17 protein-coding genes are annotated in these 16,620 nt (G+C 67.5%); 11 read left to right on the top strand and 6 right to left on the bottom strand.

Annotated elements, in window-relative coordinates; genetic code table 11:
- Window positions 1–105: 105 nt before the first annotated feature.
- The 8 genes from AKI39_RS02815 to AKI39_RS02780 all read left to right on the top strand — a co-directional run bounded on the left by AKI39_RS02815 (window position 106) and on the right by AKI39_RS02780 (window position 9,058).
- Entirely contained in the window at window positions 106–1,200 is a 1,095-nt protein-coding gene (locus AKI39_RS02815) for an ABC transporter substrate-binding protein (protein ID WP_066632220.1), read from the top strand.
- 234 nt (window positions 1,201–1,434) lie between these two features.
- On the top strand, window positions 1,435–3,207 hold the full coding sequence (locus AKI39_RS02810) for an ABC transporter permease (RefSeq protein WP_066632219.1): 1,773 nt from the start codon (window positions 1,435–1,437) through the stop codon (window positions 3,205–3,207).
- Window positions 3,200–4,285: an ABC transporter ATP-binding protein gene (locus tag AKI39_RS02805; protein ID WP_066632218.1), complete on the top strand. Its 1,086-nt coding sequence runs from the start codon at window positions 3,200–3,202 to the stop codon at window positions 4,283–4,285. Before AKI39_RS02810 ends, AKI39_RS02805 begins: the two co-directional genes overlap by 8 nt.
- Before the next feature lie 149 nt (window positions 4,286–4,434).
- Entirely contained in the window at window positions 4,435–5,283 is an 849-nt protein-coding gene (locus AKI39_RS02800; protein ID WP_066632217.1) for an energy transducer TonB, read from the top strand.
- Window positions 5,280–6,182 (top strand): shikimate dehydrogenase, encoded by a 903-nt coding sequence (gene aroE, locus AKI39_RS02795; protein WP_235610734.1) that lies wholly within the window; start codon window positions 5,280–5,282, stop codon window positions 6,180–6,182. The genes AKI39_RS02800 and aroE overlap by 4 nt, the downstream gene beginning before the upstream one ends.
- An 8-nt stretch (window positions 6,183–6,190) precedes the next feature.
- On the top strand, window positions 6,191–6,925 hold the full coding sequence (gene mtgA, locus AKI39_RS02790) for a monofunctional biosynthetic peptidoglycan transglycosylase (protein WP_066632209.1): 735 nt from the start codon (window positions 6,191–6,193) through the stop codon (window positions 6,923–6,925).
- Between the two features lie 124 nt (window positions 6,926–7,049).
- Window positions 7,050–8,228, top strand: a complete 1,179-nt coding sequence (gene lptG, locus AKI39_RS02785) for an LPS export ABC transporter permease LptG (RefSeq protein WP_066632208.1) — start codon at window positions 7,050–7,052, stop codon at window positions 8,226–8,228.
- Window positions 8,225–9,058 (top strand): symmetrical bis(5'-nucleosyl)-tetraphosphatase, encoded by an 834-nt coding sequence (locus tag AKI39_RS02780; RefSeq protein ID WP_066632206.1) that lies wholly within the window; start codon window positions 8,225–8,227, stop codon window positions 9,056–9,058. Before lptG ends, AKI39_RS02780 begins: the two co-directional genes overlap by 4 nt.
- A 50-nt stretch (window positions 9,059–9,108) precedes the next feature.
- Here AKI39_RS02780 and AKI39_RS02775 read toward each other — a convergent pair whose 3' ends face one another.
- The 4 genes from AKI39_RS02775 to AKI39_RS02760 form a co-directional block, all read right to left on the bottom strand.
- Window positions 9,109–9,864, bottom strand: coding sequence for a lysophospholipid acyltransferase family protein (locus AKI39_RS02775; protein ID WP_066632204.1), 756 nt, complete (start codon window positions 9,862–9,864; stop codon window positions 9,109–9,111).
- A gap of 270 nt (window positions 9,865–10,134) precedes the next feature.
- A complete protein-coding gene (ruvX, locus tag AKI39_RS02770; RefSeq protein WP_066632202.1) occupies window positions 10,135–10,533 on the bottom strand; it encodes a Holliday junction resolvase RuvX in 399 nt (132 codons plus the stop codon).
- Window positions 10,526–11,119: a YqgE/AlgH family protein gene (locus AKI39_RS02765; RefSeq protein WP_066642010.1), complete on the bottom strand. Its 594-nt coding sequence runs from the start codon at window positions 11,117–11,119 to the stop codon at window positions 10,526–10,528. Before AKI39_RS02765 ends, ruvX begins: the two co-directional genes overlap by 8 nt.
- A gap of 76 nt (window positions 11,120–11,195) precedes the next feature.
- The gene (locus AKI39_RS02760) at window positions 11,196–11,360 is read right to left on the bottom strand and encodes a rubredoxin (RefSeq protein WP_066632200.1); all 165 of its coding nucleotides are present in this window, start codon (window positions 11,358–11,360) and stop codon (window positions 11,196–11,198) included.
- A gap of 147 nt (window positions 11,361–11,507) precedes the next feature.
- On the opposite strand from AKI39_RS02760, the gene thiD reads away from it, so the two are divergent.
- The 3 genes from thiD (at window position 11,508) to hemL (ending at window position 14,347) form a co-directional block, all read left to right on the top strand.
- Entirely contained in the window at window positions 11,508–12,317 is an 810-nt protein-coding gene (thiD, locus tag AKI39_RS02755; protein ID WP_235610733.1) for a bifunctional hydroxymethylpyrimidine kinase/phosphomethylpyrimidine kinase, read from the top strand.
- Window positions 12,314–12,979 carry a thiamine phosphate synthase gene (gene thiE / locus AKI39_RS02750; protein ID WP_066632198.1) on the top strand — a complete coding sequence of 222 codons (666 nt, stop codon included), beginning with the start codon at window positions 12,314–12,316 and terminating at the stop codon, window positions 12,977–12,979. The genes thiD and thiE overlap by 4 nt, the downstream gene beginning before the upstream one ends.
- Before the next feature lie 84 nt (window positions 12,980–13,063).
- Window positions 13,064–14,347: a glutamate-1-semialdehyde 2,1-aminomutase gene (hemL, locus tag AKI39_RS02745; protein WP_066632196.1), complete on the top strand. Its 1,284-nt coding sequence runs from the start codon at window positions 13,064–13,066 to the stop codon at window positions 14,345–14,347.
- A gap of 113 nt (window positions 14,348–14,460) precedes the next feature.
- Here the strand turns inward: hemL and AKI39_RS02740 are convergent, their stop codons facing one another.
- Window positions 14,461–14,865, bottom strand: a complete 405-nt coding sequence (locus tag AKI39_RS02740) for a RidA family protein (protein ID WP_066642006.1) — start codon at window positions 14,863–14,865, stop codon at window positions 14,461–14,463.
- 10 nt (window positions 14,866–14,875) lie between these two features.
- Complete coding sequence (locus tag AKI39_RS02735) at window positions 14,876–16,591, bottom strand: AMP-binding protein (RefSeq protein WP_066632192.1); 1,716 nt, start codon at window positions 16,589–16,591, stop codon at window positions 14,876–14,878.
- Window positions 16,592–16,620 lie beyond the last annotated feature (29 nt).

Below are 16,620 nucleotides of genomic sequence, written 5' to 3'. Positions count from 1 at the left end.
GGAGCATGGCCGCCGCCATGACAGGACGGCGACAGCATGCGGCCACTAAGATGCGGCCACGCTGAACCTGTTCAGCTTCACTATTCCAAACTGGAGAAGACAACCATGCTCGTCCCGTCACGCCTGGCGGTGGCCTGCGCCGCCGCTTTTTCCCTGATCGCCGTGAACGCGCTGGCCCAGACGCCCGCGGGTTATCCGTCGGATTACCAGAAGATCATCGACGGAGCCAAGAAAGAGGGCACGGTGGTGATCTACTCCACGACGGATACCAAGACCGCGGATCCCATCATCAAGGGCTTTGAAGCTGCCTATCCGGGCGTGAAGGTCGAATACAACGACATGAACAGCACGGAGATCTACAACCGCTATATCAGCGAGCAGGCCTCCGGCGGCACCAGCGGCGATGTGGTGTGGAGCTCATCCATGGACTCCGCCCTGCAGCTGGCCAAGGACTACGCCCTGGAATACAAGTCGCCCGAAGCAGGCAAGCTGCCCAAGTGGGCGGTGTGGAAGGATGCCGCCTACGGCACGACCTACGAACCGGCGGTCTTCATCTACAACAAGCGCCTGATTCCGCAGGCCGAGGTGCCCAAGACCCACGGCGAACTGGCCAAGCTGGTGGCCACGCAGACGGACAAGTTCAAGAACAAGGTCACCACCTACGACATCGAGAAATCCGCCGTGGGCTTCATGCTCGCCGTGCAGGACAAGATGAACGACCCGCACTACTTCGACACCCTGCGCGATACCGGCAAGGGCGGGCTGGTGGTGCAGTCCTCCACCGGCACGATGATGGAACGCGTGTCGTCCGGCGAAAACCTGCTCGGCTACAACATCCTTGGCTCCTACGCCGAAGCGCGTGCCCGCAAGGATGAATCCATCGGTATCGTCTATCCGACCGACTACACGCTGGTGCTGTCGCGCGTAGCCTTCATCAGCAAGAAGTCCAAGCATCGCAACGCCGCCAAGCTGTGGCTGGACTACCTGCTGTCGCAAAAAGGCCAGGACCTGGTCGCCAACAAGGCCGACATGGCTTCGATCCGCGATGACATCCCGGGCGATAACGACGTCGACGGCCTGACCAAGAAGCTGGGCAACGCGCTCAAGCCCATCCCGGTGAACGACTCGCTGCTGGACTACCTGCAGCAGAAGAAGCGCCTGGAATTCATCAACGATTGGCGCAAGGCGGCCGGCAAGTAAGCCTGCCTGCGACGTAGGAAAAGACCCCCGCCCCGCGCGGGCCGGATGGGCAGCCCGTGCCGCGCGGGCGCCCCGTCCGCGCGGCGGGGTGCAAGGAACGGTCGGCGCCCGGATCGATTAGGACCGTGCGCCGGGCGGGGCGGCCGCGCCAAAAGCCATGCCGCCCCGCCCTGCCGTGCCACGGTGCGCGGCGCCCGCCACCCGGCGCCACGCGCTCGAACACAGGATATTCCCATGCAGACATTGCGCTCCAGATGGCAGTCACTGCCGCGCGGGGTCGTGGTATTGATCACCGCGCTGGCCATATACGTGCCGCTGTCGCTAATCGTGTACCAGAGCTTTCTTTCCGCGCCTTTCTTCTCGCCGTCGAAGGAAGTCGGACTGGACGCCTTCCGCTTCATCTTCGACGACCCGGATTTCTACAAGGCGCTGGTCAGCGGCCTGATCCTGGCATTCGGCCTGTTCATCATCGCCGTGCCGCTGGGCGGCATGCTGGCTTTCCTGATGGTGCGCACCGACCTGCCGGGCCGGCACTGGATACAGCCACTGATCCTGGTGCCCGTTTTCGTCTCGCCGATGGTGCTGGGCTTCGGCTATGTCGTGGCGGCCGGGCCGGTCGGCTTCTTTTCGACCTGGGCCAAGCAACTCCTGGGCTTCGTGCCATGGAATGTGTATTCCATGACCAGCATCGTCATCATCGCCGGCCTGACCCACGTGCCGCACGCCTATCTGTACATCTCGTCGGCCCTGCGCAGCATGGGCTCGGATGTCGAGGAAGCCGCGCGCGTCACGGGCGCGTCGCCGCTGCGCGTGATGATGTCGGTCAGCCTGCCCATGGTGCGGCCGGCGCTGCTTTACGCGTCGGTGCTGCTGTTTTTCCTGGGCCTGGAAGTATTCGGCCTGGTGCTGGTGCTGGGCGACCCGGAAGGCAACCTGGTGCTGGCCACCTATCTGTACAAGCTGACCAACAAGCTGGGCACGCCGTCGTACCACTTGATGGCCGCGGTCGCCGTGGTGCTGATCTGCCTCACCATCCCGCTGGTCGCGCTGCAGCGGCGGCTGATGCGCACGGCCAATCGCTTCGTCACCGTCAAGGGCAAGGCCTCGCGCCCCCGCCCGCTGCCCTTGGGCAAGTGGCGCGGCGTGGCCAGCGTGGTGGTGTGGGCGTGGCTGATCGTGGCGATCTTCGTGCCCTTGGCCGGCGTGGTGCTGCGCGCCTTCGTCTCCAACTGGGGGATGGGCGTGTCGCTGCTGGACGTCCTGTCGCTGGACGCCTTCCGTTCGGTGTGGGGCCAGCCCAATCTGCTGCGCGCCATCGTCAATTCGGTCGCCATCGGCGTGTTCGGCGGTGCGCTGGCCGTGGCTGGCTACACCTTCATCGGCCTGGCGATGCACCGCAAGCCCGACCACGTCACGCGTTTCCTGGACTACAGCGTGCTGGTGCCGCGCGCGGTGCCCGGGCTGCTGGCCGGCCTGGCCTTCCTGTGGGTGTTCCTGTTCGTGCCGCTATGGCTGGACAATTCGCTGGACGAAGGCGGGCTGCTGTCCTTCCTGCCCTACGCGGATTGGATGCGCGATCACGTGGTGGAATGGCTGCGCTCCATACGCAGCACCATCTTCAGCGTGTGGCTGGCCTATACGGTGGTGTGGATGGCCTACGGGCTGCGCCTGATTTCCTCCACGCTGCTGCAGGTCGGCCCGGAACTGGAGGAAGCCGCGCGCAGCGCCGGCGCCCGGCGCGGACAGGTGACGCGCCACGTCACCGTGCCGCTGGCGCGCTACGGGCTGATCGGTTCGTGGCTGCTGATGTTCCTGATCTTCGAGCGCGAATACTCCACCGGGGTGTATCTGCTGTCGCCGGGCACGGAGACCATCGGGTCCATGCTGGTGTCGCTGTGGGCGGCCGGCGCCATCGACATCGTGGCGGCGCTTTCCTTCATCAATATCGCTTTGGTCGTCATCGGCCTGGGCATCGCCCTGCGATTCGGAGTGAAACTTCATGATTGAACTATCCGTTGACGACCTGCACCTGGACTATGGCGACAATCCCGTCCTGAAGGGTGTATCGATGGCCCTGAAGCAGGGCGAAGTCGTGTCGCTGCTGGGCCCTTCCGGCAGCGGCAAGACCACGCTGCTGCGCGCCGTCGCCGGGTTGGAAGCGCCCAAGCGCGGCAAGATCGCGATCGGCGAGCGCATGGTCTACGACGGCGCCGCGCGGCGCGAAGTGCCGGCGGAGGAACGCAACCTGGGCCTGGTTTTCCAGTCCTACGCGCTGTGGCCGCACAAGACCGTATTCGATAACGTGGCCTATCCGCTGCAGCTGCGTCGCACCTCCGGCGCGGAAACCCGCCAGCGCGTGCACGAGGTGCTGGACCAGCTGGGCCTGGGGCACCTGGCGCAGCGCCATCCGCACCAGTTGTCCGGCGGCCAGCAACAACGCGTGGCCATCGGCCGGGCGCTGGTCTACAACCCGCCGGTGATCCTGCTGGACGAACCGCTCTCCAACCTGGATGCCAAGCTGCGCGAGGAAGCGCGCGCCTTCCTGCGCGAGCTGATCGTGCGCCTGGGGCTGTCGGCGCTGATGGTGACGCACGACCAGAGCGAGGCGATGGCCATCTCCGATCGCATCCTGCTGCTGAACAACGGCCGCATCGAACAGCAGGGAACGCCGCAGGAAATGTATGGCTCGCCCGCCACCCTGTTCTGCGCCGAATTCATGGGCAGCAACAACCGCCTGAACGGCCGGGTCACCGAGATCCGCGACGGCGCCGCCCGGCTGGAAGGCCAGGGGTGGGCGTTGTGGGGCAAGGCCGGCGCCGGCGTGCAGGCCGGGCAGGACGCGATCGGCGTCATCCGCGTGGAACAGGTGCGCCTGGGCGACGAGCCGCAGGGCAACCACGTCGACATGCGCCTGATGACGAGCATGTACCTGGGCGACCGTTGGGAATACGTCTTCCGTCCGCCCGGCGAAGAATCCGTCACCGGGATCGCGCTGCGCGCCTATGGCCAGGAAAACCGCGCCCCGGGTGCCCACCGGCTGGCGTTGCCGGCGTCACAGATGTGGATTTTTCCGCGGCAGGCGTAGGCGCGCCGCCGGCCCGGCGTACACGCGGGCGGGCGAACCCCATTGACGCCAGGCGTGGCGGACAGGGTGGGGCGGCCGTCACGCAAGACGACTAAAATGCCTGCGTGCAAGACGATCCACACTCCTCCCTCACCCGGGCCGCCCGCTGGATGGGCGCGCCCGCGCAACACCACCTGTGGCTGGCCCTGGCGATCTCGCTGATCGTCCACGGGGCCGTCCTGGCGGTGCGATTCGCGCCGTCCCGTGCGCCGCGGCCGCCGGCGCAATCCCTGGAAGTCATCCTGGTCAACGCCAAGACCGACAACGCCCCCGCCAAGCCGGAAGCCCAGGCTCAGGCCAACGTGGAAGGCGGCGGGGACGCGGAAAAAGGCATGGCGCAATCCCCCCTGCCCCAATCCGGCGACGCGCCCAGCGCGGTGGTCCTGGAAGCCATGCGCAAGCGGCAGGCATCGCTGGAGGAAGCCCAGCAGCGCCTGCTGTCGCAGCTGCAGGCCAGCACCCAGGTTAGCCCGCCGCACCAGTCCGGCGAATCGGTGCCGGATGCCAACACGCCGGGCCGCGAGGACCAGGACCAGGACAGCGTGCTGCAGAATGCCCAGGTCGCGGCGCTGGCCGCGCGGGTACAGGCTTACAACAAACGCCCACGGCGCACCTTCGTCGCGCCGTCGGCACAGGCCTCGCGCTACGCGCAATACCTGGACGCCTGGCGTTCCCGCGTGGAAGCCGTGGGCACGCAGAACTACCCGGACGAGGCGCGCGGCAAGCTCTATGGCACCCTGCGCATGACCGTCTACGTGCGCGCCGACGGCAGCGTCGCCGACGTGGAAATCGACACGCCGTCGAAGTATCCGGTGTTGAACCAGGCCGCGCGCCGCATCGTGCAGCTGGCCGCGCCGTTCGCGCCATTCCCGCCGGATATCGCGCGCGATACCGACATACTGGCGATCACGCGCACCTGGAATTTCGTCAACGACACGCTGGAGACCCGGGCGCCATGACCGCCATGTCCTCCTCCCACGCGACGCCCGGCGCGGACACGCCGGTGCCGGGGCGCTATGCCGTCATCGGCAACCCCGTGGCCCACAGCCGCTCGCCGCGTATCCACGCCTTGTTCGGCGAACAGACCGGCATCGTCCTGGAATACGGGCTGCTTCCCGCGCCGCCGGATGGTTTCGCGGCCGCCGTGCGCGGTTTCTTCGACAGCCAGGGGCGCGGCCTGAACGTGACCGTGCCGTTCAAAGAGCAAGCGTGGTCGCTGGCCGCGCCGCACCTGAGCGATCGCGCCCGCCTGGCCGGGGCGGTCAATACATTGTGGATGCGCGACGGCGTCCTGCACGGCTGCAATACCGACGGCGTCGGCCTGGTGGCCGACCTGCGCCGCCTGGGGGCGGAACTGGCGGGTGCCCGCGTGCTGATGGCGGGCGCGGGCGGCGCCGCGCGCGGCGTGCTGCAACCGCTGGCCGAGGCGGGCTGCGCCCGCATCCACATCGTCAACCGCACGCCCGAACGCGCCCATGCGCTGGCCGCCGAATGGCTGCGCGCCACCGGCGCGGCCTCGCCTGCCGTCAGCGCGGGCGGCCTGAGCGAGGCGCACAAGGGCGGCCCCTGGGACGTGGTCATCAACGCCACGGCCAGCAGCCTGGGCGACGCCGCGCCGGACCTGCCCGCCGGCCTGTACGCCGACGGTGCGCTGGCCTACGACATGATGTACGGCGCGCAACCCACGCCGTTCATGCGACAGGCCGAGGCCGACGGCGCCGCCGCCACCGCCGATGGCCTGGGCATGCTGGTCGGCCAGGCGGCGGAAAGCTTCTTCATCTGGCATGGCGTGCGGCCCGATGCCGAGCCGGTCCTGGCCGCGCTGCGGCGCGAGCTGGCGGCGGCCGCGCCACGGTAACGTCGCGGATGGCGACGCGCCGCGGTTCGACCGGCAGGATTTCATGGTTCCGGCTGATTTCAGCCGGGGTGATGCTGCTGCTGTGCGCGGCGATCCTGTACCAGTTGTGGCTGTTCTGCATGGTGGTCTGGTATGCCCACCGCAATCCCGGCAGCAGTTCCGTCATGCGTCAGGAAATGGCGCAGCTGCATGAAACCGACCCCAAGGCGCGGCTGCGCTACGAATGGGTGGACTACGACCGGATCAGCAATACGTTGAAACGCGCGGTGATCGCTTCCGAGGATGCGAACTTCATCGACCACGACGGCGTTGAATGGGACGCCATGCGCAAGGCATGGGAATACAACCAGGAACAGGCCGAACTGGGCCGTGCCCGCATACGCGGCGGCTCGACCATCACGCAGCAGGTGGCGAAGAACCTTTTCCTTTCCGGATCGCGCACCTATTTGCGCAAGGGGCAGGAACTGATCCTGGCCTACATGATCGAATGGGTCATGCCCAAGCGGCGCATCCTTGAGATCTATCTGAATATCGCCGAGTGGGGGGTGGGTGTGTTTGGCGCCCAGGCCGCCGCCGAACATTACTACGGCACCAGCGCCGCGCGCTTGAACGCCGCCCAGGCCGCGCGCCTGGCGGCGATGCTGCCCAATCCCCGCTACTACGACAAGCGCGGGGTCACGACGTACCTGGGCCGCCGCACCGCCGTCCTGCTGCGGCGCATGCAACAGGCCGATATCCCCTAGGGCCGGCGATTGCGCGCGATCAAGCCGGATCGCCGGCATATTTTTGTTAAGCTACTTCGTTTCGCCGGCTCGGCCCCGTACCATCTTGCCCCGCCACCGCCCCATCCCGCCATTGCCGTAATCCATGCGCACTGCCCGCCGATACCTGGCCCGAGAAATCTACCGCTCCTGCACCGTGGTGCTGCTGGCCCTGCTCGGCTTGTTCACGTTCTTCGCCCTGGTGGACGATCTGGACAGCGTCGGCAGCAAGTTCACGATCTTCGCGCTGTTCTACCTGCAGGCGCTGGCCATGCCGACGCGCCTCTACGACCTGCTGCCCATCGGCCTGCTGATCGGAGCCATCCTGGCGCTGGCGGGACTCGCGCAGCGCAATGAGCTCGTCATCCTGCGCGTGTCGGGCGTCAGCGGCCTGAAGCTGCTGGGCATGCTCTGGGTGGTCACCATACCGGTCATGATAGGGGCCACGGTGCTGTCGGAATGGGTCACGCCCATGGCGGAAATCAAAAGCAGCGAAGCCAATTTGCTGTACCGCGGCAGCGCGGGCGGCAGCCGGCTGGAAAGCGGCTATTGGTTCAAGGAACCCACGCGCGACGGCGGCTCGCGCACGATCAATATCGCCAACCTGAAGGCCGACGGCGAAGTCGAGGGCATTACCCTGTACGAGTTCCGCAAGGACCTGGAGTTGATCGCCTTGTCCAAGGCCGAGATGGGGCGTTTCGCCGACGGCAAGCTGATCATGTACAACGTCGTCGAAAACCGCATTGCCCATGACGCGGTGCAGGCGCTGGACAACGCCAAGCCGCCGACGGAGCCGGTCATCCAGGTCATCAAGATCCCGCAGCGCGAGCTGGTCACCACGCTGACGCCCGGGCGCTTGCTGGCGCGGGTGCTGACGCCGGAACGCATGTCCCTGGTCACGCTGCTGGACTACATCGACTACCTGCGGCACAACCAGCTGCAGGCCGATCGCCAGATCGTCGCGGTCTGGCGCAAGGTGGTCTATCCCTTCACGCTGCTGATCATGATGACCATCGCCGCGCCCGTGGCGTTCATGCAGACCCGCCGCGGCGGTGTCGGCGCCAAGGTCTTCATCGGCATCCTGGTCGGCGTGGGCTTCTTCATGGTGAACCAGCTGGCCTTGAACGTCGGCATGTTGAGCCACTGGCCGCCCTGGGTGACGGCCATCGTGCCGAATGTGGGCGCGCTGCTGATCGCCCTGGGGGCGCTGACGTTGATGGAATACCGCCACACCGTCACGCGCGTAATGGATCAACGCTGGCCTTGGCGCCGCTCACCGGTATGACTGCAAGCATTTGGATGATCGGAGACCTGCAAGGCTGCTGCGAGCCGCTGGAACGGCTGCTCGCGCATCCCGAACTCGTGGGTGAACCCGATTCGCGCTTCTGGTTCGCGGGCGACCTGGTCAACCGCGGGCCGCACTCGCTGGCCACGCTGCGGCGCGTCATGGCGCTGGAAGACCGCGCCGTGGCCGTCCTGGGCAATCACGACCTGCACCTGCTGGCCGCGGCCGCCGGGGTCCGGCGCCCGACCAAATCCGACACCATCCAGGAAGTCCTGGATGCGCCGGATGCCGCCCAGCTGATCGACTGGCTGCGCCGCCGCCCGTTGGCGCATTTCGAGCAGGGACATCTGCTGGTGCATGCCGGCGCGCTGGCGAAATGGGACGTGGCGAAAACGCTATCCCTGGCCGGAGAAATCCAGGATGTGTTGCGCGGCCCGAACTGGCAGCGGGCGCTGCAAAAGATGTACGGCAACCAGCCCGTCGCATGGACCGACGACATGCATGGCGGCAAGCGCCTGCGGGTCATCATCAATGCGCTGACGCGCATGCGCCTGTGCACCCCCAATGGGCACATGGAGTTCGACACCAAGGTCGCCCCCGGCGCCTGGCCCGCGGGCCTGATTCCCTGGTACGACGTGCCAAACCGGAAAACGCGCGACGTGACGGTCGTCTTCGGCCACTGGTCCACGCTGGGACTGCTGCTGCGCAAGGATGTGATCTGCCTGGATACCGGCTGCGTATGGGGGGGCATGCTGACGGCCCTGCGGCTGCACGACCGCAAACTGGTCCAGGTGAACTGCGGCAAGGGCCTGGACCCGCGCTCGGAATAAACCCCGCCGGGGGCCGGCGCGTCAAAGCCGGCCTTGCGCGTCCTGCCGGCTCAGCGGCCCGGCGAGGGCGGTTCGCCCGCCAGCCCGCGCTCGATGACGGACCGCGCGTGGGCGGCCATCTGCAGGCGGGTCTGTGCCGCCTGCACCGGCAAGGGTGGCAGGTAAATGGCTTCCACCGCCAACCCGCGCGCACCGAGTACGCGCCACAGGTTGCCCACCAGGGTTTCCTCGCCCACGAAGGCGGCGTAGGCATCGCGCCTGCCGTGCCGCAGGAAGCGCAGGGCCACCGGTTGGATGGGCACGCCCGCCTGGCGCGCCGGCTCGAACAGGCTGCCATGAAACGGCAGCAGCGAAAAGCCTTCGGTGGTCGTCCCTTCAGGAAACAGCCCCACTGACTCCTGGGTGGTGAAGCGGGCCTTCATGGCCTCGCCCACCGTGTGCACGGCATGGCGATGGTCACGCTGCAGGAACAGCGTGCCCGCGCCAGCCACCAGCCACCCCACGATGGGCCAGCGGCGGATTTCGCTTTTGGCCACGAAGGCGGTGGGCCGCACGGCGTTGATCACGAAAATGTCCAGCCACGAAACATGGTTGGCGACGACCAGCACGGCGCCCTGCATCAGCGGCTGCCCGCGCACGGCCAGCCGCACGCCGCACACGCGCAGCAGGCAGCGGGACCACGTACGGTTGAGCAGGTCGCGCCCACGCGCGCCCACGATCGGATACACGGTACCCACCAGCACCAGCCCCGCCAGGACCGTCAGCGCCACGATGATCGCGCGCGGCAGAAAGCGCAGGATGCGCACCGGCAGTATCGGAACATCCTGCCGCGCGCTTGCCGGCGCGGACGCGTCGCCTGTCCGGGACCGGGCGGTGTCGGCATCCCGGCCTGTATCCGCGCGGAAATCGGCGGAGGAATCCGTGGAAGTGGCTTCAGGGTGGGTGGCTGAGGATCCGCTGTCTGTCATAGGGAAGTCGGGAATGGGCGGTGGCGGGCCGATATGCGGACGCCACCATACCATGCCGCCATATTTCAGATCCGCAGCCAAATTGACGGCGCGATCGCGCCGGGAGCCCTACGCCGGCAAGGCGTCCAGGTAGCGCTGCAGGATCACGGCCGCGGCCACCGCGTCATCCGGCGCGTTGGTGCCCAGCAGCGCCTGGGCCTGCATGCTGGATCCTCGCTCGTCCACCAGCACCACAGGCAGTCCGAAGCGCCCATGCAGCTGGTTGGCGAAGCGGCGGCAGCGCCCGGTGGCTTCCTGTTCGCCGCCGTCCGCGTTCAGCGCCAGGCCCACGACCAGGCGCTGCGGCTGCCATTCCTGCAACAAGGCCGCGATGCGGCCGAAGCGCACATCGCGGATCTCGCTGTGGATGATTTCCATCGGCGTGGCCTGCCGCGTCAGGGTGTTGCCGATGGCGATGCCGATCTTCTTGGTGCCGAAGTCGAAGGCCAGCAGCGTTTCCTCAGGCATGGCCCGCATCCCCGGCCAGCATGACCGGGTCGATACCCAGCAGCTTCAGGGCGGCGGGATAACGGTCTTCCGGCGGTACGTCGAAGATGATGTCCGGGTCCGCCGACACGCTGAGCCACGCGTTGCGCGCCATTTCGCTCTCCAGCTGCCCCGCGCCCCATCCGGCGTAGCCCAGGGTGACCAGCATGCGTGCAGGGCCGTTGCCGTCGGCCACCGCTTGCAGCACATCGCGCGACGTGGTCAGCGCCAGGCCGCCGAGCTTGATGCTGGACGTGTAGTCGCCGGGTGGCGCATGCAGGACGAAGCCGCGGTCCGTCTGTACCGGGCCGCCGAAGAACACCGGGGTTTCCTTGACCGGTGCGATTTCCAGGTTCAAATCGATGCGTTCGAACAGGGTGCCCAGCGTCAGGTCCGTGGGCCGGTTGATGACCAGGCCCAGCGCACCCTTGGCGGTGTGCTCGCAGATATAAATCACCGCCCCTGCCAGACTGCCTTCGACCATGTTGGGCATAGCGACCAGGAACTGATTGGAAAAATCGACCCCCGGCGTGTCGTCACCGTCAGGCTTGTTGTCGTTGTCGCTCATGATGTCCCCCCAGGACAATTCGCGCCCTATCACGCGGAACCGGAATCCAAGGAAACCGGCAAACAGGATGCTTGTGTCAGATCTCCATCAGCTCGAAATCTTCCTTGCGGGCGCCGCATTCCGGGCAAACCCAGTTGGGTGGCACATCTTCCCAGCGGGTGCCGGGTGCGATGCCTTCTTCCGGCAGACCAGCTTCTTCGTCATAGACCCAGCCACAGATCAGACACATCCAAGTTCGCATAGTTTCCCTGAAATCAAAGTTACGGCCCTAGCGAGGGATAAAACCGCCCAAGCGGACGCGATCCATTAGAATGGGGTCGATCTTACCCAAACCCAATAGGTTACTGGCCCGGTTTGCACAAAAATCGGGGCCGGCCATGCTGTCGAAGTGAATTTTCCCACTCCCCCCATCGTACTGATCTTCGGTCCCTTCGATCCCACCGGGTCCGACGGGCTGCCTGCCGACGCCGTTACCTGCGCCAGACTGGGCTGTCACGGGCTGGCCGCCGTCACCGCCCTGACGGTGCAGGATACCGCCGCCGTGGAGGACGTCCAGGCTATCGCCCCGGAATTGCTGGACGACCAGGCCCGCTGCCTGCTCGAGGACATGCCGGTGCAGGCCATCAAGGTAGGCGGCCTGTATACCGCCGAGGCCGCCAGCGCCGTAGCGCAGGTCGCGGCGGACTACAGCCACGTGCCGCTGGTCCTGCATCTGGGACAGCGCGGACAACTGCCCGAGGACGCGGCCGAACAGGAAGATGCCGACGACCTGCTGGCGGCCACGCTCGAACTGGTGCTGCCCCAGGCGGATGTCGTCGTGGTAGAGCATGCCCGGCTGGCGCAATGGCTGGCAGACGGCACCATGGATATCGGCGAAGCGTCGTCGCCCGCCCATGCGATGCAGGGCGCCGGCGCGAAATGGGTGCTGGTGCTGGGCAGCCCGCTGCGGCCAGGCCACTATGCGAACATGCTGGTGGGCCCCAACGGCGCTACCAGCAATTCGCCTTGGCAGGCCCCACCGGAACGCAGCAGCGACAGCGGCGGCATGCTGGCGACGGCCCTGACCGCCTACCTGGCGCACGGTCTGGCCGTGCCGGAGGCCGTGGAACGCGCGCTGGCGCATGCGGACGCGGGCATCGCAGCAAGTTTCCTGCCCGGCATGGGGCGGCGGGTGGCCAACCGGATGCCGGCGCCATGACATCGCTGCGTTTTCCGCGTGGCCTGTACGGCGTGACACCCGAATGGGACGACACGGACAGGCTGCTGCGCGCGGTGAAGCAAGCCGCCGCCGGCGGCATGCGCTCGCTGCAGCTGCGGCGCAAGGACGTGCCGGCGGAAACCCGGCGCAAACAGGCGGTCGCATTGGCCGCCGCCTGCCGCGAATTGGGTGTGGTGTTCCTGGTCAACGACCATTGGGAACTGGCCCTGGAAATCGGCGCGGACGGCGTGCACCTGGGCCGCGACGACGGCGACGTGGCGCAGGTACGGGCGAGCGCTCCGGACCTGATCATCGGCGCTTCCTGCTACGACGATATCGGCCGCGCCCGCGCCATGCTGGAAGCAGGGGCCGACTACATTGCCTTCGGTGCGGTGTTTCCGTCGCCGACCAAGCCCGCGGCGGTGCGCGCGCCGCTGCCGCTGTTCACGCAAGCCCTGGAACTGGCGCAGTCGCGGCCGGCCCCGCGGCCCGCAGTGGTTGCCATCGGCGGCATCACGCCGGCCAATGCGCCCCTGGTGGCGCAGGCCGGCGCCGACGCGATCGCGGTGATCACGGGGCTGTTCGAGGCACCCAGTGTCGGCCTGGCGGCCGCCGAATGCGCGCGCCCCTTCCTGCCTCCGCGGCGGGACCCGGCCGACTGACTTCTACCCCTGCCCGGCGGCCATGCGTACAGCGCGATCGCGCGAACGGCGGCCGGCATTCAACCCCTTACCACGCAAGTGCCCATGTCCAGCAACGCCGAACTTTTCGAACGAGCGAGCCGCAGCATCCCCGGCGGCGTCAATTCTCCCGTGCGGGCCTTCCGGTCGGTGGGCGGAACGCCGCGCTTCATCGCGCGCGGCCAAGGCCCCTATGTGTGGGATGCGGAAGGCACGCGCTATGTCGATTACATCGGTTCCTGGGGGCCTGCCATCCTCGGCCATGCGCACCCGGACGTCGTGCGCGCGGTGCAGGAAGCGGCCACCAACGGCCTGTCCTTCGGCGCGCCCACGCAAGCCGAAATCACGCTGGCCGAAACCTTGATCGCGCGCGTGCCGTCGATGGAGCAAGTGCGGCTGGTCAGCTCCGGCACGGAGGCGACCATGACGGCCATCCGTCTGGCGCGCGGCGCGACCGCGCGCAACAAGATCGTCAAGTTCGAAGGCTGCTACCACGGCCATGCCGACAGCCTGCTGGTCAAGGCCGGGTCGGGGCTGCTGACCTTCGGCAATCCCACGTCGGCCGGCGTGCCGGCCGAATTCGTCGAGCATACGCTGGTACTGGACTATAACGACCTGGAGGCGGTGCGCGCCGCCTTCATGCAATACGGCCACGACATCGCGTGCGTGATCGTCGAACCGGTCGCCGGCAATATGAACCTGGTCCGGCCGCGGCCCGGCTTCCTGGAAGGTCTGCGTGAACTTTGCACGCAGCATGGCGCGCTGCTGATCTTCGACGAAGTCATGACGGGATTCCGGGTCGGGCCGCAGGGCGTACAGGGCCTGACGGGCATCAAGCCGGACCTGACCACGCTGGCCAAGGTGATAGGCGGCGGCATGCCGGTGGGCGCCTTCGGCGGCAGCCGCGAGATCATGCGGCATATCGCGCCGCTGGGTGCGGTGTACCAGGCCGGCACGCTGTCCGGCAACCCGGTGGCCGTGGCGGCGGGGCTGGAAACGCTGCGCCTGATCGGCCAGCCTGGCTTCTACGACGCGCTGGCCGCCACGACGCGCAAGCTGGCCGATGGCCTGTGCGAGCGCGCGCAGGCAGCGGGCGTGCCCTTCAGCGCCGATGCGATCGGCGGCATGTTCGGCATCTACTTCAGCGAAAAAATCCCCACGACGCTGGCGGAAGTCTCGGCCTGCGACATCGAAGCCTTCAAGCGCTTCTTCCACGCCATGCTGGAGCGCGGCGTGCATTTCGCGCCGTCGGCCTTCGAGGCCGGTTTCGTGTCGGCCGCGCATGACGACGCAGCGCTGCGCCACACCCTGGATGCGGCGGAGCAGGTATTCGCGTCGATGAAGGGCTGATCGCGCCCGCGGCGCGGCGGCCACGCTGAGCGGCGGCTACGGGGTTACGGGGTTACGCGATGGCGGTCCGGCGCGCCGGACGGCCATCATGCGGCGCTCGTCCCGGACGACGTTCAGCCCGGTATGACCGCCGTCGCTTCGATTTCCACCTTGGCACGCGGTTCGACCAGGGCCGCGACCTGGACCGCCGTCATGGCGGGAAAATGGCGGCCGATGATTTCCCGGTAATGCGCGCCGATCCGCGGATACGACGCCACATATTCGTCGCGATCCGTCACGTACCACGTCAGCCGGGTGATGTGCTCCGGCCGCGCCCCTCCCTGCGCCAGCACGGCCACGATATTGGCCAGCGCCTGGCGCGTCTGCTCGGCGAAATCGTCGCTCTCGAACCGCTGTTCGGCGTTCCAGCCGATCTGCCCGCCGATGAAGAGCAGGCGGCTGCCGGGCCGCAGCTCGGTCAGCACGCCGTTGGAATACCCGCGTGGCGGCAGCCAGTCGGGCGGTTGCAGTATCTGCATGAAGGCCATCCTATTGTGGTGTGGGGGCGTCCTCGGGCCGCGCGGGCGGCGCTTCGTGCTGCGCGCGCTGGCGCAGGACGAAGCGCTGCAGCTTGCCGGTTTCGGTGCGGGGCAGCGCATCGACGAAGGCGATGGAACGGGGATATTTGTAGGGTGCGATGGCGGCCTTGACGAACTCCTGCAGGGCCGCGGCCAGCGCCGCATCGCCCTGGACGCCCGGCTTGAGCACGACGTACGCCTTCACGACCTGTCCGCGTTCGTCATCGGGCGCACCCACCACGCCGCATTCGGCCACGGCCGGGTGGCGCAGCAACGCGTCTTCCACTTCCGGGCCGGCGATGTTGTAGCCGGCCGAAACGATCATGTCGTCGTTGCGAGCCTGGTAGAAAAAATAGCCGTCGGCATCCTGCACGAAGGTATCGCCCGGCAGGTTCCAGCCCCCGCGCACGAAATCGCGCTGGCGGGGATCCGCCAGGTAGCGGCAGCCGGTGGGCCCCTTGACCGCCAGCTTGCCGGGCTGCCCCACCGGCACGGGGCGCATATTCTCATCCACCACTTGCGCGATGTAGCCCGGCACCACCTTGCCGATGGCGCCGCGCCGCACGTCCTCCTCGGGACTGGAGACGAAGACGTGGATCATCTCGGTGCCGCCGATGCCGTCGATCATCTCGATGCCGGTGGCCTGCTTCCACAGCTGGCGCGTCGCATCGGGCAGCGCTTCGCCCGCCGATACGCTCTTGCGCAGCGACGACAGATCGTAGCGGTCGGCCACCCCTGCCATCTGGCGATAGAAGGTCGGCGCGGTGAACACGATGGTGGCGCGGAAATCCTGGATCAGCTTGAGCAGGCCGTCCGGCGTGAGCCTTTCGGCAAGCACCGCGCAGGCGCCTATGCGCAGCGGAAAACACAGCAGGCCGCCCAGGCCGAAGGTGAAGGCCAGCGGCGGCGTACCGCAGAAGACGTCATCGGGCGACGGGCGGATGACATGGCGCGGAAACAGATCGCACATCGCCATCACATCGCGGTGGAAATGCATGCAGCCCTTGGGCTTCCCTGTCGTGCCGCTGGTGAAGGCGATCAGGCAGACATCGTCGGCGGCGGTGTCGCAGGCGGTGAAGCTGTCCGGCTTGGCGCGCGCCAGGCTGTCCAGGCTATCGGGCGCCGTGTCGTTGAAGTAGACGATGCGCGCCAGGTCCGGGCAATGGTATTCATGGCCGGCCTGCATGCACGGCAGGGCCTCGTCCTTCAGGCGCACGTCGCACAGCATGGCGCTGACACGCGCCTTGTCGATGATCTGCTTCAGCTCCTTGGCCCGCAGCAGCGGCATGGTCGGCACGGTGACCATGCCGGCCTTGATGGCGCCCAGCCAGCACGCGGCCATCATCGGGTTGTTCGGTCCGCGCAGCAGGACACGACTGCCGGGAACCAGGCCCATGTCCTGCATCAGCACGCCGGCGATGCGGTTGGTCAGTGCTGCCAGTTCGGCATACGTCATCGCGGCCTGGCCGCCGTCGGCCGCGGGCCAGCGCAGCGCGATGCGGCTGCCCTGTCCGCGCGCCACGACGGCATCGACCAGTTCGACGGCGCAGTTCAGGCGCGCGGGATAGACGGCGTCCGGTCCGTCCAGCAGCAGCTCGGGCCATTCCTCCGGGGGCGGCAGGTTGTCGCGGGCAAAGGTGTCGACGTGGGCCGTGCCGCGTGCTGCCCCATCCCTGGTTCCTTGCATGACCTTCCCCTCGATGCCGGCGTCGGGCC

It is taken from the genome of Bordetella sp. H567, assembly GCF_001704295.1.
GTDB lineage: Bacteria > Pseudomonadota > Gammaproteobacteria > Burkholderiales > Burkholderiaceae_B > Bordetella_C.
This window is presented reverse-complemented; position numbering and strand designations above follow the sequence as displayed.